The following is a 23,678-nucleotide window of genomic DNA, read 5'->3' as shown; positions in this document are numbered from 1 at the left end:
CTGCCGCTAACACTTGGTAAAACGCAGGGAATCAATGCTTACGGCGTCACGACGATGTCGTCCTCGGTGTTTTTCTGGCCGTCGATGCCTCCGCTGCGGAGTTCGTAACTGTTGCCGTTGACGCTGTAGTCGATGTCATTGCCCCAGGCGTCTTTGGGGATTTCGGTGATGATCGGCGCGACCCATTTCGCTTTTTTGGCCGCATCGGACGGTCCGTCACGGAGTTCTTCCAAGGTTTGCGGCAAGCTGTTCATGCGGATCTGGAACATGTCAATGTTCGACTTGAGCATTTTCAGCTGAGCCGTCGTCGCGTCGGCGTTAGCGGCTTGGCCGGTCCCCACGACGTTCACCGCGACGATGCCACCGAGGACGACGAGGATGGCAAGAACCAGCAACAGCTCGAGCAACGTGAAAGCGTGTCGAGCCGCACGTCGGTGACGGCGACGGCGACGGGGGGAAGCAGCAAATGGGGACGATGGACGTGACATGGATTGGATTTGCATGAGTCTGGGAAGGGTTCCGAAAGGGGAAAGGGCCTCCGCCCGTTTGATCACCAACGGAGCGTGCGAGGGGTCGACCAACCCACACCACTGGTGAGGCCTTGCCTGCGGGAGGTCTTGCCTGGACGAGCAGCAACCAAGTACCGGCCCTGGGGGGGCGATACTCGAGGCGCTCTTTTTATTCTAACCACTCGCCCAGCAAAAGGTTCCGCGATTTAAACAACAAGCCGCCAGCGGGCGGGTGAATGGAATCGGATTGAGACGCGACCCGACGCGGAAGTTGAGGCAGTCGACGCGAGCGACAAGGGTGCAGGTACCGTTGGTGTCTAGCCTTCAGAGACCGTCCAGCTTAGGGCTAGCGCGAAACGCGACAAATCTGATTGAGCTGACCGAATGGGTGAGAGGTGGTCGGCGGAGGGGTCTACGACGTCCTTTCGAGGTCGTCGCGCAGAGCCCCACGGGCGACGGCCCGGAAGGGTCATCGTACATCAGAAATGCGATCGTCTTAAGCTGGACGGTCTCTCAAGCCTGCACACCAACACGGATGCCCGTGTCATTCGGGCCTGCCGCCGTTTTTTGCGGCCGAGATTTTCCGACCAAGATTTTCCGACCAAGATTTGCCGCCGAAGTTTGTTCGCTCCGCCCCCCGGATGTCGCCAATGAAAGCGGGAATCAGCTGTCTTCATCGTCCGGGCGCGCCAAAACCCGCCCAGACGGAACGGGAAGCTCGGTTATTCTCGGACAGAAATGCTAGAATGGCGCAGACTTGTGAATATTCTGTGGATGGATTTCCTGCCGCGCGCCGCGGTCGATCGATGGCGCCGCTCGGTGTGCGAGTCGTCCAACCAGTCGGTTTCTCCTTTCCTCTCCACTTATCGCTCGGAAGTTTCCCATGGCGGCACGCGACGATTCAGTCATTCGCGGCAGCTTAATCACCTGTTTGATTCTGCTGGTCCTCTCCCTTGCCCTGAACTTTATCCTCTGGAGTTGGGGAAGCGGGCAAGCGGAGGAACGGGCGACCATTGCCAATCGCCTGAACGACGTCTCAAACGGTCTGAAAAACGCCGAGGAAAAGAACATCACGATGCAGAAGATGCTCGGTGCCGAGCAGATGACGCAGGACGAATTCGATTCCTTTGCCAACAGCAGCAGCGGGGACGCAGAATTTGACGCCCTGGCCACCCAGTTCCACAGCGACATGCAGGTGTTCGGCCAAGACGTCGGCATCCAGGACCGCCACTACGGCGCGCTGGTCGATTACTTCATGAACGCGATCCGCGACCGAAACGAGCAATACGGGGTCGCTCGCGACGACGCCAACAAGATCCGGGCCCAAGCCGCCGCCGATGTCGCAACCGCCCGTGCCGCACAGCAGAAGGCCGAAACCGAACGAGAAAACCTGGCGAAACAACTCGAAGACGAGCGGACCCAGTTCGCCGCCTATCGCAACGACATGCTGACCAAAATGGAGCAAGCCAAGGACAGTAAGACGAAGAGCGAACGCGATCTGCAAGCCCTCCAACGCAAAGCCGGCACCCAGGTCAACGATCTGGTCAAGCAGACCCAAATGTTGGAAAACACGATCGAAACGCAGAAGCTGGAACTGAACAAGCTTCGCGGCGGCAGGTTCGAGACCGTCCAGGGCGAAATCCGCTACGTCCTCCGCGGCGGCAAGATCGTCTCGATCAACCTGGGCTCCGCCGACGCGTTGCGACCCGGGATCACGTTCGGTGTGGTCGATCGCGATGACACCGCACGGCTTCAAGACGCGGACATCAAAGCGTCCATCCAGATCACCAAGATCCTCGGCCCGCACTTGGCCGAAGCTCGCGTCGTGGCGATGCCCCAAATCGGCAACCCGATCATCGAAGGCGACGCCGTCTACTCGCCGTTCTGGGCACCCGGCCGGACCGTTCGCATCGCCCTGGCCGGTGGCATCGACATCGATGACGATGGCCGCCCCGACAACGAAATCCTGGAAGGCATGATCAAGGCGGCCGGCGCCGAAATCGCCGACAACGGCGAACGCAGCGGCCGAATCGATCCGGGCGTGCGGTTCCTGGTCGTCGGTGAATCGCCCAAAATCGAAGGTCGCGACGAAGACGTCGCCGCAGCCGAATTGGCGGCGCTCGGCGAGGCCAAACAACGGGCGACCGAAGCCGGTGTGACCGTGATCCCCGCCTGGAAATTGCAGGCGTACCTGAAGACGCTTGATGATTCCTTGACCACGCCGTTCGGTTCCGCCGTCCGCGGCGATGACTGGCAACCGGAGCCGGTCCCAGGCCCCTCGCGGCGCCGCCCCGTGGATCTACCCGACATGTTCAAGCAACAAAAAGAGCGGGTGCAACGGACCAACGAAATCGTCAGTCCGTAAGCGACCAGCGGAGAAGGAGTGGGATAGGCTTCCAGCCTGTCAACGCCGGGAAAGCTTGGCGCCCGCCCCTTACTCTTCGCTTGGCGGCGACGTTAGACTGATGGCATCCCCTTGTTCCCTTTGAGGTGCCATCATGACCCACCACGTCTTTCGACTCTCGCTCGCCATCCTGGCTCTGGGTTTGATCGTTTCCGGTCCCGCGGTTGCCGACGAAGCAACCACGCGGGAAACCCGGTTGGCGAAGTACTTGAGCGGAACCCAGTTCATCGGCAAGTTCACCGTCGATGGAAAGGACGGGTCGCCGAAGACCGAAGCGTACACGATCAAGTCGTGCGAAAAACTTCCCGCGGCGGATCTGTATCGGTTCACCGCGCGAATCAAATACGGCAACGTCGACCAGGAACTGCCGATGGATCTGAAAATCCTGTGGTCCGGCAACACGCCGGTGATCACGCTCGATTCGTTGTGGATCCCCGGCATGGGCACCTTCGACGCCCGCGTGTTGATTCAACCCGGTCCCCAAGCCGGTCGCTATGCCGGAACCTGGCAACACGGGGACCACGGCGGGCACCTGTTCGGGAAGATCGTTGCACTGCCCGAGCACTCCGCCGACAACTCCGCGGAAACCTCTCCTGAACCGGCATCGGACGGCAGCAACGGAGCGAATTGACTTTGCGCCGCTGGCGTCGAATTCCGTAACACCACTAGAGCATCACCTTGGCAAACTGGTACGACTACCCCCAATACTTCGACATGCTGTTTCGGGAAGAAACGCCGGTCGAAGTCGCTTTTTTTGAAGAAGCCTTCCAGCGGTTTGCCGGGCGCAAAGTGCGGCGTGTGTTTGAACCCGGATGCGGCAGCGGACGGCTGGTCGTGGCGATGGCCGCCAAGGGCTACGACGCGACGGGCCTGGATCTCAGCGACGCGATGTTGAACTACATGCGTCGCAAGTTGAAACGACGAAAGCTGCAGGCGACGTGCGTCAAGGGCGACATGACGCACCTGGAGTTTGAGAAACCGTTCGACGCGGCGTTTTGCACCTACAACACGTTCCGCCACCTGCTGACCGAAAAGGACGCCGTCGCCCACCTGCGCAGCATGGCCGACTCGATTGCCACCGGCGGGATCTATATTTTGGGCATGCACCTGGTGCCTGAAGAAGACTATGAAGCGGTCGTCGAACGATTCAAAATGAGTCAAGCCGGAACGACGCTCACGACGACCATCAGTGTTCCCCACACCGATGAAAAGAAACGCCTGGAAACCCTGCGCGTGAAACTGAAGGCCGTTAAATCGAGCGGGGAAATCGTCCGCATTCAAAGCGAGTTTCCGCTGCGGCTGTACACGCCAACGCAATTGAAACGACTGTTCAAAAAGGTCAGCGATCAATTTGAATTGGTCGCATCCTTCGACTTCGCCTACGACATCGACGATCCGTTGCCGTTTGACAAAGAACTGCTGGAAGGCCTGTTCGTGCTGCGAAAGTTGGGTGCGGAGACGTAGGTCACGCGGTGCGTGACGGAGGGCATGCACGGGACGAGCGATGCTGCTGCAACGCAAGCCGGAAGCTTACACTGCGGCAACGCAAGCTGGAAGCTTACGCCACTAGCGCAGTTTCTCGTTGTTGCGATGTCGATCCTTGTCGCGCTTGGTTTTCTTTTCCAAGTTCGCCCGCAGCGCTGCGGTCAGGTCGATACCGGTCTGATTGGCCAGACAGATCGTCACGAACAACACGTCGGCTAGTTCGTCAGCCAAGTCGCCGGGTTGATCGGTCGACTTGTACGATTGCTCGCCACAGGTGCGTGAGAGGACCCGCGCCACCTCGCCGACCTCTTCGACCAGCTGAGCCAAATTGGTCAGCTCGTCAAAGTAACGAACGCCGATCGTTTGGATCCAATGGTCCACCTGGTCCTGCGCCTGACGAAGCGTAAGCGGCGCGCGGTCTTCGGTCGCACTCATTGGGCGAGCAACAGATACGTACCGCTTTTTCCGGCAACAGCGATGTCCACTTTGGAGTCGCCGTTGAGGTCTTCGGCCACGATCTGCAATCCACAGCCGACGTGACCTTCATCGATGGTGTGGCGTTGGAATGATTTGGATGCTTGATCCCACGTGTAGTAGTACAGACAAGGCGGCTCGTTGCCGCCGGGATCACGACTGTTGTGGGCGTAGTAGCGTTTGCCGGTGATCAGATCTTTGTTGCCGTCACCGTCCAGATCAACCCAAGCCAGCGAGTGGGGCTGGCTGAAGCTGGAATCGATCTCGTGAATCTCGAAGGAGAGCTTGCCAGTCTCCTTGTCCGGTTCGGTTTGTTCCCACCATGACAATCCGTAATCATGCCCTTTGCCGATGATCAGGTCGCTGTCGCCATCTTGATCCAAATCGGTCACGATCATCGGCAGGGAACTGTGCAAATCCCAGTCGGCGTGGAAGATCCAGGGTTGGCCCCAGGGGTCCGATTGCGGCTGTTCATACCAACCTTGGCCGACCAAGACGTCGGTCTTTCCGTCGCCGTTCAAATCACCGACGGCGACACCGTGCCCATTGGCGGATTCGCCCAGGGTATGCCCGACGAGAGAATACTTGGCCGAGTTCTCCGGTTTGGCAGCCGCTTTCTTCGCGCCGCCCGGCTTGCCGGTTGCTTGAGTGGTCTCGCTGGCGGGCTCCGAATTGCCGGTTCGATCGAGCAACCGATAGACCATCATGGGGCAATCCTTTTTCCAACTATTGACGATCCACTCGGGGCGTCCGTCCCCGTCCAAGTCTTCGAACAGTTGACCTTCGTTCTGAGACTTCTTGGTGTCTTTCAGCAAGTGGGCCGGCCATTGTTTCCCCAACCGCAACGCTTCCTCGCCGGGGTTTTCGTACCAATAAACCTCGGTCGGCAAGAACGATCCGGCGATGACATCCAGCCGGCCGTCGCCATTGACGTCGAACAAGTAGTCACCGTTGCTTTGCACATAACCGTTCCAGTCATCGATGTTGCGCAGCGGTCGTGCCGCCCAATCGCCGCCCTTGAACCACTGGCGACCGGCCACCAAATCAGTCACGCCATCGCCATCGACGTCGCCCGCCGCAATCCCCTCGTTGGCATCAAGCGCGAGCATCCGTACGGTAAATTCAACCGGTTTGCCGGCATGGACATCGCCGCCGGCCGCCAGCAGAGCGCTGAACAGCAACGTGCAGAGAATCGGGGCCAACATGGCGAGACGAAGCGGGATCCGTGTGATCATGGCGGGAGATGCGGGTGGGGAGTGGGAAGACGGTGAATTGGAACACGTTGAATTGGAACACGTTGAAAACAGCAAACCGGCCTGTTCATGCATTGGATGTCCTTGCTCAACGCGATCATGTCAGCCGCGATCAAGGGCACGAAGGGCGACGTGCGGCCCCTTGCAGACGCAGACGGGCTTCGATCATCAGGCCGAAACGGCACCGATGCACAGCGCCTCGCGCCCCGGCATTCTATCTTAAGCGGAGGGCCGATGACGCGTCACCGACCGACAGTTTACAAAGTCTGCCGTTGTCCCCCAGTCAGACAGACCGTTTCGGTCGCCGCAATCCAAAAAGATCCCAAAATGCGGGAAAAAACTAAAGAATGTTGCCGCTGAATGCTAGGAAGTTTTAAGCGAATGCGGCATGATGGTGGCCGTCGCATGACGACACGCCCCCCTGTCTCCTGAGATCGCCGTAGTCCCAATGCCCGAATCAACTGCCAACCCAAGGGACGCCCAACCTGCGAGCTTTCGGATCGATTCGGAACCGACCAAATCGGTCAGTGCGGAAACCCCGGAGACGGTGCATCTGGTCTCACCCCCCCCGGCGATTGAATCACTTCCCTCAGCGATTGAATCCCCCCCCCCAGCGATTGAGTCACTGCCCGCCGCGATTAAATCACTGCCCGCGGCGATTGAATCACTGCCTCCGGCCGATCCGACACTCTACGCGGAAGACTTGGCCGTCGGAGATGTTTGGCAGACTGAGATGCGTCAGATCACCGACAGCGATGTGCAGGCGTTCGCGGACCTGACAGGCGATCACACGCCGTTACACGGTGATCAGGGATCGGGATCTCCTTACGGAAAACCGATCGCCCATGGCTTGCTGGGTCTGAGCGTGTTGGCGGGCCTGGGTACGAATCATCCCAAAGCATCCACGCTGGCCTTTGTCGCGGTCGAAGATTGGCGGTTTGTCGCCCCGGTTTTCTTTGGTGATCGGGTTCAAGCTCGTAACGAAATCGTCGAGATTGAGCCCCATGGTCGCCGTGCCGTGAAAGTCCGCTGGCTGAGACAATTGCTTGACGAAACCGGTCGCGTTACCCAAGAGGGATACTTTGTGACCCTGGTCGGTTCGAAAGCTCGCGGTCGCAAAAAGCCGCGATGAATCGACGACTGGTCGATTTGGTGGGATTTGTTGAGTCAATGGTGAGCCGCAGGCCGTGAGGCCTCGGGCGACACCGGCATGCCCGGCCGCTTCCGCGTCGCGGCTCACGACTTTGACAGGCCGCTCGCGCTGTTCCGCCCACCCTGTCTGCTTGTTGTTAGCGGCTGGCCGCGAGCCGTCCAGTCTTTGACGGTGTTTCGCGAACCCCTCGCCGGGCGAATGCGTCTGATGGGCGTGGCAGGGATCCTGGGCTGCTCGGTCCGCGGGCAAATTCGGGTTCGAATCGCGGCCGATTGCATCTCAAGGTCGCTGGCAATGCCGGAATCTAGCCGAAAATCCGTTGGGATTTACCTGCCGAAGCCGTACAATCCGGCCGCGAAGGGGCTGATTTCCGCCCGGTTGGCATGCGAGGTGCTTAGTTGGACTGCACAGGCCGACGTTGCCAGACTTGCTTGGCTATACTAAAGGGGTCCGAGCGACCCGAAGATTTCAGGAGGACTTTTCCCTAAGTGCGTGAACAACATCTAGTCAGTGATGACACTCCGGAACGAAGCGTCTTGGCACGATTGATCTTGCCCGACACGCCGGCACCGGAAGATCCGCTGGAGGAACTGCATGGATTGGCGACGACATCTGGCACCCAGGTTGTCGGAGAATTGATCCAGCGGCGTGCGTCTGCTGAGCATGGCACCTACCTCGGAAAAGGAAAAGTCGAGGAATTGCGTTTGCTGGTCGAAAAGACCAAAGCCGACGTGGTGATTTTTGATAACGAATTGACTCCCGGGCAAATCCGGAATCTGGAGAAAGCGACGGGCGCCAAAGTCCTCGACCGGACCGAGTTGATTCTGGACATCTTTGCCGCGGGGGCGCGAACGTACGAGTCTCGCCTGGCCGTCGAGCTGGCCCAGTTGGAATACACGCTGCCGCGGTTGAAGCGGATGTGGACCCACCTGTCGCGCCAAGCGATGGGCGTGGGGATGCGTGGCCCCGGTGAAAAGCAGCTGGAAGTCGACCGCCGATTGGCCCAAAAACGCATCCACGATCTCAAACAAGAATTGGGCAAGGTGGAATCGCGCCGCGAGCGCCAGGTCGCCTCGCGTAAGGAAGCACCGACGGTTTCACTGGTCGGTTACACCAACGCCGGCAAGAGCACCTTGATGAACGCCTTGACCGAAGCGGGAGTCCAAGCCGCGGACAAGTTATTTGCCACGCTGGACACCCGCACCCGTCGCTGGTACCTGCCCCACTGGGGCACCGTCCTGCTCAGCGATACCGTTGGGTTCATTCGCGATCTGCCCCACTCCTTGGTTGCCAGCTTCAAATCGACGTTGGAAGAAACCCGGCAGGCCGATCTGTTGCTGCACGTCGCCGACGCCAGCAACGCCAACGTGTTCGACCAGATCAGCGCCGTGTACAAAGTGCTCAGCGAACTGGAGATCGAAGAGAAGGACACGCTGCTGGTGCTCAACAAGATCGATGCGATCAAATCACCGGCGATGCTGAACCGGGTGCTGGATCGTTACCCGAACGCGATTCCCGTCAGCGCTAAGAGCGTCAAGGGACTCGAGATGTTAACCGAGGCGGTCGGCGAAGCGCTCGGTCGCGAGTTCCTGGATTTGGACATCGATGTCGATCCCGGCGACGGAAAATTGCTGGCTTACCTGGCGGCCAAGGGAGAAATCGTTTCACAGCACTTCGGTGCCGATGTCGTCAACGTGCGTGTGAAAATGCCCGTCGCCGCGATGGGGCCGGCGCGCAAGTCGGCCATCTCCATCCGTCCGGCGGGCACCGGCACCTTCGCACCCGTGGAACCACCAGTTGACGTTCCCGCAGAACCGCCCGTCGACACCCCCGCCACCGACGTGGCCTAAGCATCCAGCTTGCGTTGCCGTGGCCTAAGCTTCCAGCTTGCGTTGCCGTGGCGTAAGCTTCCAGCTTGCGTTGCTGCTGCCGAAGGCAAGCAGGATGCTTTCCCTACGTGTCGGCAAGCAGGATGCTTGCATCACATGAATCAAAGGAGCCACGACTTGGCCCACTGGAATCCGAGCGGAAAACTGGCGGTCGTCACCGGTGCCAGCAGCGGCATCGGCCGATGTCTGTCCAAGCGGCTCACCGCGGCCGGTTGCCGAGTCATCGCGGTTGCGCGACGTGCGGATCGTTTGCAGTCTCTCTCGGACGAGATCCACCGCGACGGCGTCGACGACCTGCTGCTGCCGATCTGCGGAGATGTGACGGAGTCCGCCACACACGATCAAATGGAATCGCTGATTCAATCCCGCGGTGGCTCACTGGATCTGCTGGTCAACAACGCGGGCATCGGCGCGATCGGTAGCTTCGAAGAGGCGACGGAGTCGCGGCTGCGAAAGATCATGGAGGTCAACTTCTTTGCCCCGGCCCAACTGACCCGTCGCTTGCTGCCGTACCTGAAATCCAGCAACGACGCGGTGATTTGCAATCTCGGCAGTGTGCTGGGCCATCGCGCGGTGCCGGACAAATCGGAGTACTGTGCCAGCAAGTTTGCGATGCATGGCTGGAGCGATGCGCTGCGTGCCGAGTTGGCGGGAACGTCGGTACGAGTGACCTTGGTCAGCCCGAGCACGACCGAGAGTGAGTTTTTCGACGTGCTGGTGGAATCCGACGCCGACGCCAAATCCAAAAGCGTTGGCAGTTGGCCGGCCGACCGAGTCGCCGCGTCAACCCTGGCGGCGATCGGCAAACGCCGCTCCGAAGTGATCCTCAGCCTGGCAGGAAAACTGCTGGTCTACGCCGACCGGTTATGCCCACCGCTGATGAATTGGGTGTTGCGCAAGTAGGTCACGCTGTGCGTGACGAACAGCGCGTAGGTCACGCTGTGCGTGACGCATGGCATGCACAGCATGCCCTACTAAGCGAAGTGGTCGACGGTGCTGACGACCTGGACCATCGGGTTGGCGCCGCTGGTTCGGAAATAATCCGGTGCCCAGCGTCGCAGTTCGATCCACATGGCAATCACGGCGATCAACAAGAACACCATGCTCAACACGAGCATGACGGTGTAGACGCTCGGCGGCTGTTTGCCACCCTCAGTCGATGGAAGTGTCGACACGGTCACCCTCCAGAATAAAACCTTCGCTGTAGTCTTTCATGATCTCGCCGACGGCTCGGTTGGGGGTCGCTTTGAGAACCTTCAAACGGCCGATGTAACGCGATTTCCGGGTGACTTCGAGTTCGTGGCCGGGGCGAATCCCGTCGTCCATGCCGATCGAAACTTCGGCCAAACCCTTGGTTCGATTGATGACCAAGACATTCCCGTTGCGTTCCGGCGGTGCCCCGTCCAGCGGCGCCTTGGGATCGATCCCCATGTGGTCGGCGATCTCACGGAACCGAGTCAGCTCTTTTTGCAGATTCTGATTCCGCGTTTCGAATTGCAGACGGACGCCACGTGCTTGGTTGAGTTTGTCTTGCAGCACCAGCGTTTGGGCGAACAAGGCATCGCGATCTTGCTGTTCTTTCCGCACCTGATCGCGAAGGTTCGCGGTCGTGTCGGTCAGCGTTTGCAGCTCCTCGGCGCGAATCTTGTCGACCTGAGCCAGGTTGGACAATTCGCCTTCGAGCTTTTGCACCGAGCTGATTCGCAATTGCAATTCTTCTTGCAGTTGGTCCAACTGGGTTTGCAACGAAGCCAGCGCGGTTCGACGGGCGACTTGCTCGCGACTGAGCGCCGCTTGAGCCCGCTGTTTGGCGTCCTCCAGCTGCTCATTCTCGCGAGAGATGGCCTCGATCTTTTCCTTGTACCCGCTCGGCCCCAACACGACATCGCGCCAGTTGCGATGCGAAGCATTGACCGCCAGGGCCAAGACCATGAAGGACAGGCTGAGCAGGAAAATGATGACGGTAAACGACTTCCCAAGTAAGGTCATTTTAGGAGCTTTCCTTTGACAGGAGCGGTCCGAACACGTTGTCGAATTTGGTAGGGTTCAGGCGACAAAATGCCGGGTTGGTGAGCGACGATAAGCCGGGTGCCCACGGTGGATTTTCCTTGCAGAAACGCGGGATGCCCTCGCATCAACCGCCATTCCGCACTCCCGGAAGTATAGTTACCGCAAAAATCAACTGTCAACGAAATCGGCATTAAAAGCATCAAACGCCCAGTTTGCCCCGATTCAACGTGGTGAAATTTTGTCCCTCGTCGAATTTGCACCGGGTTTGACGGTCATAGGGCCCCCCTATTTCACCGCCAACATGCGCTCCAACGCGACCAAACTCCACTTGGTCACCTCTTCAGATACCTCAATCGTATTGACCGGAGTCCCCTCGCGGAGATTCTCCAGCGCCCAGCACAAATGGGGCAGATCGATGCGATACATCGTCGCGCACATGCACAGGACGGGGCTGAGGAAGTGGATTTCTTGCTCGGGATGCTCGGCCTTGAGGCGATTGACCAGATGCAACTCGGTCCCGATCGCCCACTTCGTGCCCGGCGGACTTTCCTGAACCGTGCGGATGATCAAGCCGGTGCTACCGGAGACGTCCGCCAGATCGTTGACTTCGCGCGGACATTCCGGGTGCACCAGAATTTTGATCCCCGGATGCTGCTGGCGGAATTGTGCGACGTGCTCGGGACGGAACATTTGGTGGACACTGCAGTGCCCTTTCCACAAGATCACCCGACTATCGACGATCGCCTGCTCTTCGTTGCCGCCGAGTTCTAATTCGTAGGGATCCCAAACCGGCATCTGGTCTTCCGTGATGCCCATTTTCAGTGCCGTGTTGCGTCCCAGATGCTGGTCGGGGAAGAAAAACACACGATCGCCGCGTTCGAAGGCCCATTCCAGGACCGCCCGGGCGTTGCTGCTGGTGCAGACGATGCCGCCATGTTTTCCGCAGAACGCCTTCAAGCTCGCGGCGCTGTTGATGTAGGTGACCGGGATCACCCGCTCGGTGTCGATGACTTCGGACATGTCGTCCCAGGCCGCTTCGACCTGGGCAATCGCCGCCATATCGGCCATCGAACAGCCCGCGGCCATGTCCGGCAAAATCACGCGGACCCGTTCTCCATTACGGCTGGCAAGTTTTTCAGGGCGGTTGGCCAAAATGTCGGCCGTTTCGGCCATGAAGTGGACACCGCAAAACACGATCGAGCGACACGTTTCACTCTGGGCTGCCATTTCGGACAACTGATAGCTGTCGCCGCGCAGATCGGTGTGCTCGACCACTTCGTCCTGCTGGTAGTGGTGTCCCAGAATCAGCAACGAGTCCCCCAACTCCTGGCGAACGGCCGTGATTCGCTCGATCAGCTCCTCGCTGGAGAGCGTCTTGTAGGCCGCCAGCGGGTGCGCCGCGTTGCGGTTCGGATCGGAATGGACGGTGGGGAGCGTTGGCGTGGTCAATGGACTCACTTTCAAAAAAAGTGGAAAACGAGCGACAAGCAATCGGGCTGTCACCGGTTCTATTGTAGGGCAGGTTGCCCATTCGGTCGATTCACCCGAGATCTTGCCGACGATCATTCGCCACCTAATTTGGCGCTGAATCAATTAGCGGAACGGCGCGAGCGGGCTGTCGATTTAGTCGGGATCTGCTGAGTCAATGGTGAGCCGCTGGCCGTTAGGCCTCGGGCAGCGTCGCAGTGCCCGGCCGCTTACGCGGCGCGCGACTCACAAAATCGACAGCCCGCGAGCCGTCTGGTTTCGGCTCGAAAACAGGTTCAAACTAGATAGCATTATCGCGAGCACTAGTATTCCGTGTCACCTTGGTTTTCAAGTAGGTCATGCTGTGCATGACGTTCTTAGTGTCACGCCCAGCGTGACCTACGCCAGTTTGCGCTACCGGAACCTTGAGCTGACACGGAATACTAGTAGACCACGGCCGATTCGACGCGGTACGGCTCCAGCTTGGTTTCGCCCTTCAGCCCGGCCAGGTGAATCAGGAACGAACAGCCCAGGATTTCCGCCTGGCAGAGTTCCAGCAGCTTGCAGCAAGCCTGCATGGTCCCGCCGGTCGCCAGCAGGTCGTCGACGATGATCACCCGCTGGCCGGGGAGCACGCCGTCGATGTGGACGTGCAATTCGTCGCTGCCGTATTCCAGGTCATACGAATGGGAATGCGTTTCAAAAGGCAGCTTGCCGGGCTTGCGAATCGGCACGAATCCGGCGTTCAAGTGCAGCGCCAACGGGGCGGCAAAGATGAACCCCCGCGCTTCAGCGGCGGCGACCACGTCGACCGTTTCGCCGTCAAAGGGAGCCGCCATGGCCTCGGTCGCCGCCTTGAACGCCTGGGGATCGAGCAGCAACGGGGCGATGTCGCGATAGATGATTCCCGGCTTGGGAAAATTGGGAATGTCGCGAATGAAACTTTTTAGATCAATCGTCATCGGATCGTCTTGAGCGTGGCGAGATGTCAAACGCCAAGAGATTAGCCGGATCAGAGCCCCAGGGGTAGCCAACGCAATCACAGCGGTCAGGCGGACCACTAGTCGTTGTTGGACATCCCGCTGGCAGCCATCCGGCTCGACGCGATCAGATCACGGTGGTGGTACCACAAGCGATGCAGCGAGATGAACAGGAACGCATTGGCCACAAGTGAGCAGAGCAAAAAGACGTTGACGTAGGGATTCGATCTGCCGATCGCGCCCGCGGCACCCGCGATCCCTGCCTGGTCGGTCGGCGGCACGCGGTTGCCTGGCCCGGGGCCTCCCTGGCCGATGCCGCCTCCGGCCCCCGCAAGGTTCGGCCGATTGGCCGCCGTGCTCACGTCACCGGCGGGCGGTCGAGACGATCCTGCCGCCGGGACTCCGTCGCCAGCAAGCAATCGATCACTCGCACTGGCCAAACCCGACAATGAATCGGTCGACAGCGTGGTGCGGCCACGCTCGGCCTCCAGTTTGGCAAGACGCTCTTCCTCCATTCGACGCTTTCGGCCGATCGTCAGCTCCCACTGCGTTTCTTCATCCACGCGCTCGCCGAATCGATCCAGGACGTAACGTTCTTTGTCGATCGGGTTGCCATACTTGTCGTAGGACCACGCCCCCGGCGGCAATCCGTCGATGTCTTTTTGGGACAGACGCGGATCCACGTCCGGCCTGCGCGAGCCAGCGGCCTCCGACCCCCAGGCGCCGGTTGCCGCCGCGTTGGTGGCACCGTCCAGACTGGCGAAACGCGGATCCGTCACCGGCAATCCGCCTAAGGTATTCGGCTGAGACGGGCCGGCCGGTGGCTGAACCCCTGGCAAATTCCATCCCGCCTGTCCGCCTGTTCCGACCTCTCCGGCCGACCATCGTCCTGGAGTCGCCGCGTTGGCCATCGTCTCGGTCGTCGCCTGAGCCGCTTGCTGTTTTGCCAAATACTCTCGATAGCTGACATACAAGTCGTTGACGAAATTCTTGTCACCCATGCGTGGATCGGTGGGCTGAATCCCAAACAATTGCCCGAGTTGAGCAATCTGTTCGTAGGTCCAACTGGAGGGCACACTGGGCGCCGCAGCCCGGGGATCAGCAGTTCGAGGATCGGCAGCGCGAGGATCGGCAGCGCGAGGATCTGTAGCGCGGGGATCGGCCGCTGGAAAACCCAATGCCGAACCACCGGTAGCGGCTTGCCGCGACGCCGCCCCACCGGACAGGCTGCCCGGAAACAACAGGTCTTGCTGCGCCGTCGTCCTGGCCGGATTTTGCCCCACGTTTTGGGAATTGAAGTTTTGAGAATTGGCGACCTGGGAAGCGGAAGCGTTCGAACGGGCGTTGTTGTTTCGATTGAAAACCGACAGATCGTAATTGGCTTCTTGTGCGGTCGGGGGCCCGTAGACGGGGCGGTCCGGCGTATTGGGCGACGCAGCGGCCGTGTTCCTCGCGAACTCGCTGCCGAATGTGGCGCTGGAGCCCGCCGCATTGCCCTGGTCGGGCAACCTCACTCCCGACGGCAGACCGCCAAAGCCTCGCGATGCCCCGCTGCCGGCGCTGGTCGGCGATGCCGTCGCCTCGCGTGCATTGGCCATCAATTGGGCTTCCCGGCTCTGTGGATCTTGGGTCGCACCGACCGTTGCGATCGCGTTTGGGTTTTGGCTGCTGCGGAGGTCGCTGCTGCGGAGGTCATTGCGAAGGGTTGCAGACGGCCGGGTTGCCGACGAAGGGCTGCCCAGTGCGTTGCCCCCCACCGGGTCCGTCGTCGGCCGGTTGCCACCGGAATTCGCCATCCCAGCAAGCCAATTACGGTCGCGCGACGCCATCGGATCGGTCGTCGGGCCACCGGCTCGAGGTCCCACACGCTGGGTGTCCACACCGCCGGTGAAATTCGGCAAGCCCATCGACGCGGACCCGCCGCCGCGGGACGGTTGCGCACTCGATTCCGACGATCCGAAAGCCCCCGAAAGGGACGGCGGAATTTCAAATCCGCCGCTCGGCGCTTGCGCAACAAGCCGCGCAGGTGCGATCTGGAGGATCGAGATCAGTGCGGCAATGGCGACCATCAAATAACGAATGGTTTCGCCCATGACATTCTTCCCTGAACAAACGATTGGACTTCAAATCCGTTTCACGGCCAAACCCAATGAGCTGAGCTCCAAATAAGACCACCAAAACAGAACGCTAAACAGCTCAGACGCATTTCCGGCGCGTGTTTCATGACAAGGTAACGACACCGGCCGCCAAACGTAAAGAGAGGTTTCACGCCAGGCCCCCACCGGAGTGCAGGCCGGCACGCACGCCGCGGATCTCCGCAGGTCGAATCGGTGGATTCGCACCCGCCACGGGGATTGATACATTGCAATCATTCTGCAAACGCCACTCCAACGGGCCGCCCTGAGCCAAATCCGATGAAGTCCCTGCAACTCCCCTACCTGGCCGTCTTTTTCATCTTGGTCGGATGCAACTCGACGCCGCCGCCGTCACCTGACGGTGGCACTGCGATCCAAGTCCAATTGAACTGGTATCCCGAAACCGAACACGGCGGACTGTTCCAGGCTCTGGCCGACGGATCCTATCAGGCCGAGGGGCTCGAGGTGACGATCCAGCCGGGGGGCCGGGCCACGCCGATCGGCCCCGAACTGGCACTGGGGCGAGCCCAATTCGCGATCGCCAACGCGGACGACGTGATCATCTATCGCCAGCAAGGAATCGACGTCGTGGCGGTGATGGCGGCGATGCAAAATCATCCGCGTTGCATTCTGGCCCGCCGAGACAGCGGCGTGGAATCGTTTGCCGATTTGAAGGGCAAAACGCTGCAACGCCAAGCCGGACGCGCGTTCGTCGAATTCATGCGTTCCAAGGGGATCTTGGACGGGGTCAAAGAAGTGCCCTACCACGGCAGCATCGCGTCTCTGGTCGGCGATCCGAACATCGTGATCCAGGGCTACAGCTGTGCCGAACCCCTGCTCGCCGAACAACAGGGAGTGCCGGTCAACACCTTGATGGTCAGCGACCTGGGGTTCAATCCCTACTCAAGCGTTCTGGTGACCACGGGAAAATTGATCCGCGAACAACCCGATCTGGTTCGGCGTTTCGTCGACATCACGCGTCAGGGTTGGCGAAGCTACCTGAACGACGGCAGCCAGGGCAACGCAGCGATCTTGAGCGTCAACGAAGAAGGCATGACGCCTGAAGCACTCCAGTTCGGCGCGAAGGTGATGCGTGACTTGGCGATGCCTGACGCGTCGAGCGCCGATACCGTGGGCACGATGACGGCGCAGCGATGGAGTGAATTGTTCGACCAACTCACCGCGCTCGATCTGGTCGACCCGGAAAAGGTCCGCGCCGAAGACTGCTACACACTCGAGTTTTTGGAGTAGTGCTTTGTCAGCTTACTTTTGTGCTGAAGGTGTTAGCGGAACGGCGTGAGCGGGCCGTCGTTTTTGTGAGCCGCGCGCCGCGTAAGCGGCCGGGCACTGCGGGCGCTGCCCGGGGCCTTACGGCCAGCGGCTCACCATTGACTCAGCAGATCCCGACAAAATCGACTGCCCGCGAGCCGTCCGGTCGCGCTTCAAAAACGGCGTGAAAGACCGGAAGGCTCGCGCCCTACCGCTAACAAATGCTTCACATCGTTGCCCGCTACCGCGACGACGGACTCTGGGACATCAATCCCACGTCCCACTCCACTTTCCATGACCGGTCTTTGTAGACCATCTCCTGCAACGAATCCAAGTCTTCGGGATTGGTGACATAACCGTGAACCGATAACCGTTCATCGGTCTGCAGCGGCGGCGCGTGATAGGAGATCGTGACCAACTCGTATTGCGATTTGGATTTCACCTGCGAACGCAATCGATTCGCCTCGCGGACTCGGACACGTGTTTCGTGAAGCCCGTCTCGATAGGAATCCACACCGATCAAGACGCCAGTCAGCGTGGCAACCGCAATCACCGCGGTCATGATACGGCGTTCCTTGGTTCTCGTTTTTCCGCGTCGAAAACTCCAGATCACCGCTTCGAAAATCGCGATCCCAAACGTCGCCCCAAAGCCGAGCGCCGCAACCGGGCCGAACAGGTAATATCCCAAAGCGACGAGCAGCAAGTTCAACGCTGTCGCGCCGACGCAGATCATCAATTTGAAACGTGGTGTTTGCATGGAAAAGGAGTCCCTCTGGCCCTGCGCACAAGCGCAGGACACCCAATCGACTTCAGTGACACCACCCTGCAGATGAGATGACAGGCGAAAAACACTTTCGCGCAGAATGGATGCTCATGCGGGTGAACGCGATAACCCTGTGCTACAGCCGCAACAAATGTTTAGGATCGCGAGAGAAAACGACGAAAAACCGGTTCCCGACAAAGATGATTGCCCATTTAAACGCAACAAACCGGCCGCCGACGGCAACGGACGTGCCTCTTGAGGGTTTCCCCTGAACGTCGGAAGATGCCCGGCGGCTGGCACGAGCCCCATGCCATCGCAGGGGTCAGGGGAACGGCCCGCGCGGGCCGCCGACATGATCGGGATCCGCTAAGTCAATGGTGAGCCGCCGGCCGTAAGGCCTCGGGCGGGCGCCCGAATGCCCGGCCGCTTACGCGTCGCCGGAAGAATAAGTGGGATAGGCTTCCAGCCTGTCATGGCGAAAACGACAGGCTGGAAGCCTATCCCACAATCAATCTCCGCCACTTATTCTTCCGACGGTCCTTGCGCGCCCGCGAGCCGTCCGGTCGCGTTTCGAAAACACCCCGCTTGGCGTCAAAAAAATGGCATGGGGCACTCGCCGGCCGGGGCCGACCTACCTGCCCAGATAGGCGTCGATTTGCTCTGCCTTGCGCAACAGATACGGAATGTGTTGCTCGGTCGTCTTGACCAATCGCGACAGCTGACGCAGTTGTTCGCTGAACTCACCGGCAAATTTGCGTTGCTGTTCATCACGCCACGTTTGCTCCAGTTGATTCATCTGCGTGCCCAGCGCCGTCGAACGCTCTTTCAACTCCTCGACGAAACGATGCAGATGGGAAGCGAATTGACGCAACTGTTCGGGATCAACGACGGCTTGATTCATGATCGGGCTCTCAGGACTTCGATGGCGTGGAGGTTGCTTGAAGACGTTTCAGGTGCGCCTCGTATTGTTGCCCGGTCGCCTGCAGTGACAACTTGTCTGCCAGCTCACAGAGCAGTTTTAGGCTGGCATGGCGCAAGGATTCCGGCGCGACAACGGACCGTCGCAGCGCCACCGCGCGGAGCTCTTTCATCGCCGGCAAGTCGTTTCCCAGAGCGAGCAAACAGCGGGCGCGAAGAAAATGAGCTTGGGGCGAAAACTCGTCCAGCTCCAACAAGTGCCCCGCGTCGGCAAAGGACTCTTCAAACATCTCGGCGTCAAACTTCGCATCGGCCATCGCCAATCGCAATTGGATCTGCGAGGGGTCTCGCGCCAACCGGGCGCGACAGACTTCGATCCGTCGCATCGCCCAATCGCCACGACTCCGTTCCAACTCTCGATCCGCTTCGGGCGTTTTCAGCCGCGACGCGAGATCACTGACTTCGCGGTATTGTTGCAGCGAGCGGGCAAGGATCGCTTCTTCCAATTGAAACAGGATGCCTTCGTCGTCGGGAAAGATCTGCGTGGCCTGCTGCAGCAATCGCTTGGCTTCCAACGGCCGATGCTCGCTGCGATAGATCGCGGCGAGTTCCAAGAATCCGTCCAAATCCGTCGGGTTGGCTTTTAACTTGTGCTCCAACTCCTGACGTCGTTCCAATTGAACGGTGCGACGATGTTCCCGTTGGTCTTCATCCAATTCCTCGTTCGAATCCGCCACGGGTTTTCGCAGCAATTCGCCGGGGCTGACCGGACGCCATCGGCCGCCGTCGAGCGGACTGAGATCCGGGTTGCCGGAGTCGACCGATGACTCATTGGATGAAGCTTGATCCCTGGCCGAGGAAGCGGTGTTTGCATCAAGATCAGGCATCGGCTCACTGCGCGGCAAAAGAAAAGCGTGTCGCCGCGGACCGCCGCGGACACTTCAGTGTGAACGCAATCGCGGCGCGATGCAAATCCAAATGGTGTTCCGCCGCAATTCCGTTTGACCGAAAGCCTTTGACGGCTTTCGCGACGACGCCAACCACCGATTCCCCAGCGTCCTACCAGGGTGCTCGGATGTAGTAGTAACCGAATTGGTCGGTGTGGCTGGGCCACGGCGGCGTTGGCCGGAACGCCCCCCGCGGGCCGGCGCCGTGGCCGGGCGCGTTGCGTCCGTACTGGGAATTGATCGGATACATCAAGTTCTGGCCGACACCCCACGAGTACGATTGGCGCACGTTGGCGGTGGGCGGAACAACGACGGCCAAGGGCTGGCCCCAGCTTTGATGATAGTAACCGCCATGCCACGGATGGCTGACCGGAGGGCTCTTGTGAAACAGCCCCGGCCCCGCGGCGGTCGCGTCGGATGGCGAGGCGATCGGGATGGTCGCCAGGCACGCGACGAGGACGAACAGCGTACGCATGAGTTTGATCTCGGTGGGTGGAAGTGAAAAGGTTGGTTCAAAATCGGCGTCAACATCGGCGTCAACATCAACGCGGCAAACGCAGCTTGTTCCAGTACAGATTGCTCACGGCCTGCTTGATCGGCGGATACGAATAACGCACCTTGGTCCGATTGATGCCACGCCCATCGTCGTAATTGTTGTGGTAGCGGTCTTTGTGCTTGTACAGGAATTCGTGGGGGTACAGCGGCTGGTACGTGTTAAACGTGTGCCCGACGAAGTGCGGCACGGGGACCGGCGAGACGTACATCTGGGCGTTGGCCGTGTTGCAATTGCCACCGGAGTAAAAGTTGTAAAACAGATCCGAGTGGTCGTACTGGCGGTTTCGACAGACGCTGCAATTCGCATCGCCGCATCGGTTGGCGAGTTTCCCCAGCACACCGCCGCCGCAGTCTCCGCTGGAGCAGGTGCCACAGCTGCCGCTCTGACAGGTCGCACACTCACCGCTTTGGCAGCTGCTGCAGCCGCTATCGCTGATCGAGGCCGAAGCGAGATCGCCGATGTAACCGCCCTCGGCCGGCAGGGCGGTGTCGCTGACGACCTGGCTGGCGACGATAAAGGATTCGCCTTGTGCCAAGGCGTTGCCGGCCGAAGCGACGAGTGCCAGCACCGCGACGGCGCCATAAAGTTGGTTTGTCAATCGAAGTTTCATCCGGTGGTTCCTCCGAACCCGTGTTTCAGCCATTGATTCCGTTCGCGCCCGACCGCCGGATGCGATCCACTGCCGACAATCCCTGTCGGCGGTTGCAGACCACCCCAGACGGGCGCCCCGAAGGCGGCCGGCCGGATGCGGGCATTTTCTTATTCACACGGTTTGTTGTTTCGGCGCGATTGCCTGCTCGGCGATAGCTGGCAGCGTTCTGCTGGCGATTTCGGATCATTTCGGAGCATCGCTAGCACCGGTGTCGATTGCATTTGCCATTCGACCCGGCCAACCGTTAAAGTCTGCCGCCACTGCCTGTCTAGAATTTTCACCGTCTCTACCCTAACTTGAGCAAATCGGCGCGCCTCTGCGACCGATGGAGAAGGTGAAGAACGCACCGAGTCATTTGTGTAAAAGGACCCTTATCGCGTGGCAAAACGACGTCCCCGCAAGCAATCGGAAAAGAACGGCAAATCGTTGTTTGACGCCGTCGAGGATTCGCTCCTGACGGCGGTCCCGCTGCGCCAGGCGGCTCAGGAACGCTACCTCAATTATTCCCTGTCGGTGATCACCAGCCGGGCGCTGCCGGACGTCCGCGATGGGCTCAAACCCGTCCAGCGACGCATCCTCTACACGATGCACCAGCAGGGGCTCTCCAGCACCGCCAAGCACCGCAAATGCGCCAAAGTCGTCGGCGACGTGATGGGGAACTATCACCCCCACGGCGACAGCTCGATCTACGAGGCGCTGGTCCGCATGGCCCAGCCCTTCGCGATGCGGATGCCGCTGGTCGACGGCAGCGGCAACTTCGGCAGCGTCGACGGCGACAACGCCGCGGCGATGCGCTACACCGAGTGCCGCATGACCCCGGTCGCCGGCGAAGTGCTGACCGACCTGGCGACCCGCACCGTCGCCTACAAGGCCAACTATGACGGCAGCCGCGAGGAACCCGTCGTCCTGCCCAGCCGCTTGCCCAACCTGCTGCTCAACGGCGCCACCGGGATCGCCGTCGGAATGGCCACCAACATTCCCCCACACAACTTGCGCGAGATCTGCAACGCGCTGCTGAAACTGTTGCGGGATCCGGAAATCAAAGACTATCAACTGGTCGCCAATGATGCCGTCCAGGCCCCGGACTTTCCCACCGGCGGCCAAATCACCAACACCAAGGACGAGCTCCGCGAGATCTATCAAACCGGCCAAGGCACCATCAAGCTTCGCGGCACGATCAAACAGGGCACCAAGGATCGTAGCGGAAAAGTCATTCAAATCGACTCGATCCCCTACAGCGTCAACAAAGCGCTGTTGGTCGAACGGATCAGCGAATTGGTCTTCGACGGCAAACTGCCCCTGGTCACCGAAGTCCGGGATCTGTCGACCGACGAAATCCGCATCGACCTGCTGCTCAAGAAAGACGCCGACGAAAAAAAGGTGCTGGCATTCCTCTACAAACACACCGATTTTCAAAAGAACTTTAACGTCAACCTGACCTGCCTGGTTCCCACCGAAAACCCGGAACTGGGAACGCCCGAGCGACTCTCACTCAAAGAAATGCTCTGGCACTTCCTGCATTTCCGCTTGGAAGTCGTCACCCGTCGTTTGGAAAACGAACTGGCGTCACTGGAGCGGCGGATCCACATCCTGGAAGGCTTCGCGCTGATCTTCGACGCGCTCGATCAGATCATCAAAATCATTCGCCAATCGGACGGCAAAGCCGATGCGGCCGAAAAAATCATGAAGCGGTTTCCGGCCAGCAAAGGCGGCCTGGACGCCGAGCAGACCGACGCAATCCTCGAATTGAAACTGTATCGATTGGCGCGTCTGGAAATCAATCTGATCCTGGATGAACTGAAAGACAAGAAGAAACGCGCCGCGCAGATCCGTAAACTGCTCAACGAAGACACCAAGGACACCAACGCCTCGGGCCGCTGGAAAATCGTCCGCGAAGAAATCGAGGGGCTGATCACGACCTATGGAAGCGACACCGCGAGCCGTCGGCGGACCGCGATCAACGCCGTCGAAGAGGAGGTCGAGTACTCGGTCGAAGATTTTATCGTCGCCGAAAACTGCCACGTCCTGGTCACCACCGACGGCTGGGTGAAACGGCAAAAACAAATCGTCGATCCCGCCAAGAGCCGGCTCCGGCAAGGCGATTCGGTGCTCGCCTGCATCGCCGGCAGCACCCGCGCCACCCTCGCCCTGTTCTCGTCGCTCGGTGTCTGTTACACGACCCGATTCATCGACATCCCCGCCTCGACGGGTTTCGGAGAACCGATTCAAAAGCTGTTCAAGATGAAAGACGGCGAACGGATCATCGCCGCAATCTCCTTCGACCCGCGTTGCATCGGCCAGATCCACGAAGACCCCAAACACCCCGATTACTGCCCCGAAATCCACGCCTTCGCCGCGTCGAGCAACGGGTTTGCCCTGCGTTTCGGACTGGCACCGTTTTCCGAACCGTCGACCCGCAGCGGACGCCGTTTCGCCCGCGTCACCGGCGATGCCGCGATCATCGACGTGGTCCCGATCACCGGCAGCGAAATCATTCTGGCCGTCTCGGAAAACTGTCGCGCGATCGTTTGTGAATCCGAAGAAGTCAACTATCTGTCCGGGGCGGGAAAAGGCGTCACCCTGATCCGATTGGCCGACGGAGATCGCTTGCTCGGATTCAAAGCCAGCAGCGGCGATCGAGATCTGCTAACCATCGAAACCAACCGCGGCGCACGGAAAACCGTCTCCACCGCCAAGTACCGGGTCACCAGCCGCGGCGGCAAGGGCGTCGAGCTGCAAAAGAACGGCAAGATCGCCAAGATCATCTCGCCGCCGGTCGCCGCCCCCGCACCCTTCGACGATGAATAGTTTCAA

Annotated in this window: 21 protein-coding genes; 8 read left to right on the top strand and 13 right to left on the bottom strand. The window is 59.9% G+C overall.

The window, feature by feature from the left end; all coding sequences use genetic code 11:
* Positions 1-38 precede the first annotated feature (38 nt).
* Positions 39-488, bottom strand: coding sequence for a type II secretion system protein GspG (locus Enr13x_RS16065; RefSeq protein ID WP_145387721.1), 450 nt, complete (start codon positions 486-488; stop codon positions 39-41).
* Positions 489-1,392: 904 nt separating this feature from the next.
* Here Enr13x_RS16065 and Enr13x_RS16060 point away from each other — a divergent pair.
* The 3 genes from Enr13x_RS16060 (at position 1,393) to Enr13x_RS16050 (ending at position 4,377) form a co-directional block, all read left to right on the top strand.
* Positions 1,393-2,874, top strand: coding sequence for a hypothetical protein (locus Enr13x_RS16060; protein ID WP_145387719.1), 1,482 nt, complete (start codon positions 1,393-1,395; stop codon positions 2,872-2,874).
* Between the two features lie 133 nt (positions 2,875-3,007).
* Complete coding sequence (locus Enr13x_RS16055; protein ID WP_231744330.1) at positions 3,008-3,544, top strand: hypothetical protein; 537 nt, start codon at positions 3,008-3,010, stop codon at positions 3,542-3,544.
* 47 nt (positions 3,545-3,591) lie between these two features.
* A complete protein-coding gene (locus Enr13x_RS16050) occupies positions 3,592-4,377 on the top strand; it encodes a class I SAM-dependent methyltransferase (RefSeq protein ID WP_145387717.1) in 786 nt (261 codons plus the stop codon).
* Between the two features lie 102 nt (positions 4,378-4,479).
* On the opposite strand, the gene Enr13x_RS16045 is transcribed toward Enr13x_RS16050, so the two are convergent.
* Positions 4,480-4,833 carry a nucleotide pyrophosphohydrolase gene (locus Enr13x_RS16045; RefSeq protein ID WP_145387715.1) on the bottom strand — a complete coding sequence of 118 codons (354 nt, stop codon included), beginning with the start codon at positions 4,831-4,833 and terminating at the stop codon, positions 4,480-4,482.
* Positions 4,830-6,107, bottom strand: coding sequence for an FG-GAP repeat domain-containing protein (locus Enr13x_RS16040; protein ID WP_390621086.1), 1,278 nt, complete (start codon positions 6,105-6,107; stop codon positions 4,830-4,832). Before Enr13x_RS16040 ends, Enr13x_RS16045 begins: the two co-directional genes overlap by 4 nt.
* A 466-nt stretch (positions 6,108-6,573) precedes the next feature.
* Between Enr13x_RS16040 and Enr13x_RS37995 the strand changes: the two genes are divergently transcribed.
* From Enr13x_RS37995 to Enr13x_RS16025, 3 genes are all read left to right on the top strand, one after another.
* A complete protein-coding gene (locus Enr13x_RS37995) occupies positions 6,574-7,257 on the top strand; it encodes a MaoC family dehydratase (RefSeq protein ID WP_197456062.1) in 684 nt (227 codons plus the stop codon).
* A gap of 509 nt (positions 7,258-7,766) precedes the next feature.
* Positions 7,767-9,128, top strand: a complete 1,362-nt coding sequence (gene hflX, locus Enr13x_RS16030; protein WP_145387713.1) for a GTPase HflX — start codon at positions 7,767-7,769, stop codon at positions 9,126-9,128.
* A gap of 135 nt (positions 9,129-9,263) precedes the next feature.
* A complete protein-coding gene (locus tag Enr13x_RS16025) occupies positions 9,264-10,070 on the top strand; it encodes an SDR family NAD(P)-dependent oxidoreductase (RefSeq protein WP_145387711.1) in 807 nt (268 codons plus the stop codon).
* Positions 10,071-10,141: 71 nt separating this feature from the next.
* On the opposite strand, the gene Enr13x_RS16020 is transcribed toward Enr13x_RS16025, so the two are convergent.
* The 5 genes from Enr13x_RS16020 to Enr13x_RS16000 all read right to left on the bottom strand — a co-directional run bounded on the left by Enr13x_RS16020 (position 10,142) and on the right by Enr13x_RS16000 (position 15,717).
* Positions 10,142-10,342 (bottom strand): hypothetical protein, encoded by a 201-nt coding sequence (locus Enr13x_RS16020; RefSeq protein WP_145387709.1) that lies wholly within the window; start codon positions 10,340-10,342, stop codon positions 10,142-10,144.
* Positions 10,320-11,156 (bottom strand): hypothetical protein, encoded by an 837-nt coding sequence (locus Enr13x_RS16015; protein ID WP_145387707.1) that lies wholly within the window; start codon positions 11,154-11,156, stop codon positions 10,320-10,322. The genes Enr13x_RS16020 and Enr13x_RS16015 overlap by 23 nt, the downstream gene beginning before the upstream one ends.
* Positions 11,157-11,462: 306 nt before the next feature.
* Entirely contained in the window at positions 11,463-12,626 is a 1,164-nt protein-coding gene (gene nadA, locus Enr13x_RS16010) for a quinolinate synthase NadA (protein WP_315857108.1), read from the bottom strand.
* A 461-nt stretch (positions 12,627-13,087) separates the two neighbouring features.
* Positions 13,088-13,606, bottom strand: coding sequence for an adenine phosphoribosyltransferase (locus Enr13x_RS16005; protein ID WP_145387704.1), 519 nt, complete (start codon positions 13,604-13,606; stop codon positions 13,088-13,090).
* A gap of 98 nt (positions 13,607-13,704) precedes the next feature.
* Entirely contained in the window at positions 13,705-15,717 is a 2,013-nt protein-coding gene (locus tag Enr13x_RS16000) for a hypothetical protein (RefSeq protein ID WP_145387702.1), read from the bottom strand.
* A gap of 321 nt (positions 15,718-16,038) precedes the next feature.
* Here Enr13x_RS16000 and Enr13x_RS15995 point away from each other — a divergent pair, with 321 nt between their 5' ends.
* On the top strand, positions 16,039-17,010 hold the full coding sequence (locus tag Enr13x_RS15995) for an ABC transporter substrate-binding protein (RefSeq protein WP_145387700.1): 972 nt from the start codon (positions 16,039-16,041) through the stop codon (positions 17,008-17,010).
* Between the two features lie 259 nt (positions 17,011-17,269).
* Here the strand turns inward: Enr13x_RS15995 and Enr13x_RS15990 are convergent, their stop codons facing one another.
* The 5 genes from Enr13x_RS15990 to Enr13x_RS37990 form a co-directional block, all read right to left on the bottom strand.
* Positions 17,270-17,785 carry a hypothetical protein gene (locus tag Enr13x_RS15990; protein WP_145387699.1) on the bottom strand — a complete coding sequence of 172 codons (516 nt, stop codon included), beginning with the start codon at positions 17,783-17,785 and terminating at the stop codon, positions 17,270-17,272.
* A gap of 637 nt (positions 17,786-18,422) precedes the next feature.
* Positions 18,423-18,692 (bottom strand): WXG100 family type VII secretion target, encoded by a 270-nt coding sequence (locus Enr13x_RS15985; protein WP_145387697.1) that lies wholly within the window; start codon positions 18,690-18,692, stop codon positions 18,423-18,425.
* Positions 18,693-18,702: 10 nt separating this feature from the next.
* Positions 18,703-19,596: a tetratricopeptide repeat protein gene (locus Enr13x_RS15980; RefSeq protein WP_231744328.1), complete on the bottom strand. Its 894-nt coding sequence runs from the start codon at positions 19,594-19,596 to the stop codon at positions 18,703-18,705.
* 172 nt (positions 19,597-19,768) lie between these two features.
* Positions 19,769-20,131 carry a hypothetical protein gene (locus Enr13x_RS15975; protein WP_231744327.1) on the bottom strand — a complete coding sequence of 121 codons (363 nt, stop codon included), beginning with the start codon at positions 20,129-20,131 and terminating at the stop codon, positions 19,769-19,771.
* A gap of 67 nt (positions 20,132-20,198) precedes the next feature.
* The gene (locus Enr13x_RS37990; RefSeq protein WP_197456061.1) at positions 20,199-20,822 is read right to left on the bottom strand and encodes a hypothetical protein; all 624 of its coding nucleotides are present in this window, start codon (positions 20,820-20,822) and stop codon (positions 20,199-20,201) included.
* A gap of 420 nt (positions 20,823-21,242) precedes the next feature.
* Between Enr13x_RS37990 and Enr13x_RS15965 the strand changes: the two genes are divergently transcribed.
* Positions 21,243-23,672, top strand: coding sequence for a DNA gyrase/topoisomerase IV subunit A (locus Enr13x_RS15965; protein ID WP_145387695.1), 2,430 nt, complete (start codon positions 21,243-21,245; stop codon positions 23,670-23,672).
* Positions 23,673-23,678: the final 6 nt, after the last annotated feature.

Source organism: Stieleria neptunia (assembly GCF_007754155.1).
GTDB lineage: Bacteria > Planctomycetota > Planctomycetia > Pirellulales > Pirellulaceae > Stieleria > Stieleria neptunia.
Note: the sequence above shows the minus strand (reverse complement) of the source record. Positions and strands in the feature narration are given on the sequence as shown.

Bases quoted from the DNA above. Each gene is read 5' to 3' on its own strand.
- Enr13x_RS16065 (WP_145387721.1), bottom strand. From the start codon at position 488: ATGTCACGTCCATCGTCCCCATTTGCTGCTTCCCCCCGTCGCCGTCGC.
- Enr13x_RS16060 (WP_145387719.1), top strand. From the start codon at position 1,393: ATGGCGGCACGCGACGATTCAGTCATTCGCGGCAGCTTAATCACCTGT.
- Enr13x_RS16055 (WP_231744330.1), top strand. From the start codon at position 3,008: ATGACCCACCACGTCTTTCGACTCTCGCTCGCCATCCTGGCTCTGGGT.
- Enr13x_RS16045 (WP_145387715.1), bottom strand. From the start codon at position 4,833: ATGAGTGCGACCGAAGACCGCGCGCCGCTTACGCTTCGTCAGGCGCAG.
- Enr13x_RS16040 (WP_390621086.1), bottom strand. From the start codon at position 6,107: ATGATCACACGGATCCCGCTTCGTCTCGCCATGTTGGCCCCGATTCTC.
- Enr13x_RS37995 (WP_197456062.1), top strand. From the start codon at position 6,574: ATGCCCGAATCAACTGCCAACCCAAGGGACGCCCAACCTGCGAGCTTT.
- Enr13x_RS16025 (WP_145387711.1), top strand. From the start codon at position 9,264: ATGAATCAAAGGAGCCACGACTTGGCCCACTGGAATCCGAGCGGAAAA.
- Enr13x_RS16015 (WP_145387707.1), bottom strand. From the start codon at position 11,156: ATGACCTTACTTGGGAAGTCGTTTACCGTCATCATTTTCCTGCTCAGC.
- Enr13x_RS16005 (WP_145387704.1), bottom strand. From the start codon at position 13,606: ATGACGATTGATCTAAAAAGTTTCATTCGCGACATTCCCAATTTTCCC.
- Enr13x_RS16000 (WP_145387702.1), bottom strand. From the start codon at position 15,717: ATGGGCGAAACCATTCGTTATTTGATGGTCGCCATTGCCGCACTGATC.
- Enr13x_RS15995 (WP_145387700.1), top strand. From the start codon at position 16,039: ATGAAGTCCCTGCAACTCCCCTACCTGGCCGTCTTTTTCATCTTGGTC.
- Enr13x_RS15990 (WP_145387699.1), bottom strand. From the start codon at position 17,785: ATGCAAACACCACGTTTCAAATTGATGATCTGCGTCGGCGCGACAGCG.
- Enr13x_RS15985 (WP_145387697.1), bottom strand. From the start codon at position 18,692: ATGAATCAAGCCGTCGTTGATCCCGAACAGTTGCGTCAATTCGCTTCC.
- Enr13x_RS15980 (WP_231744328.1), bottom strand. From the start codon at position 19,596: ATGCCTGATCTTGATGCAAACACCGCTTCCTCGGCCAGGGATCAAGCT.
- Enr13x_RS15975 (WP_231744327.1), bottom strand. From the start codon at position 20,131: ATGCGTACGCTGTTCGTCCTCGTCGCGTGCCTGGCGACCATCCCGATC.
- Enr13x_RS37990 (WP_197456061.1), bottom strand. From the start codon at position 20,822: ATGAAACTTCGATTGACAAACCAACTTTATGGCGCCGTCGCGGTGCTG.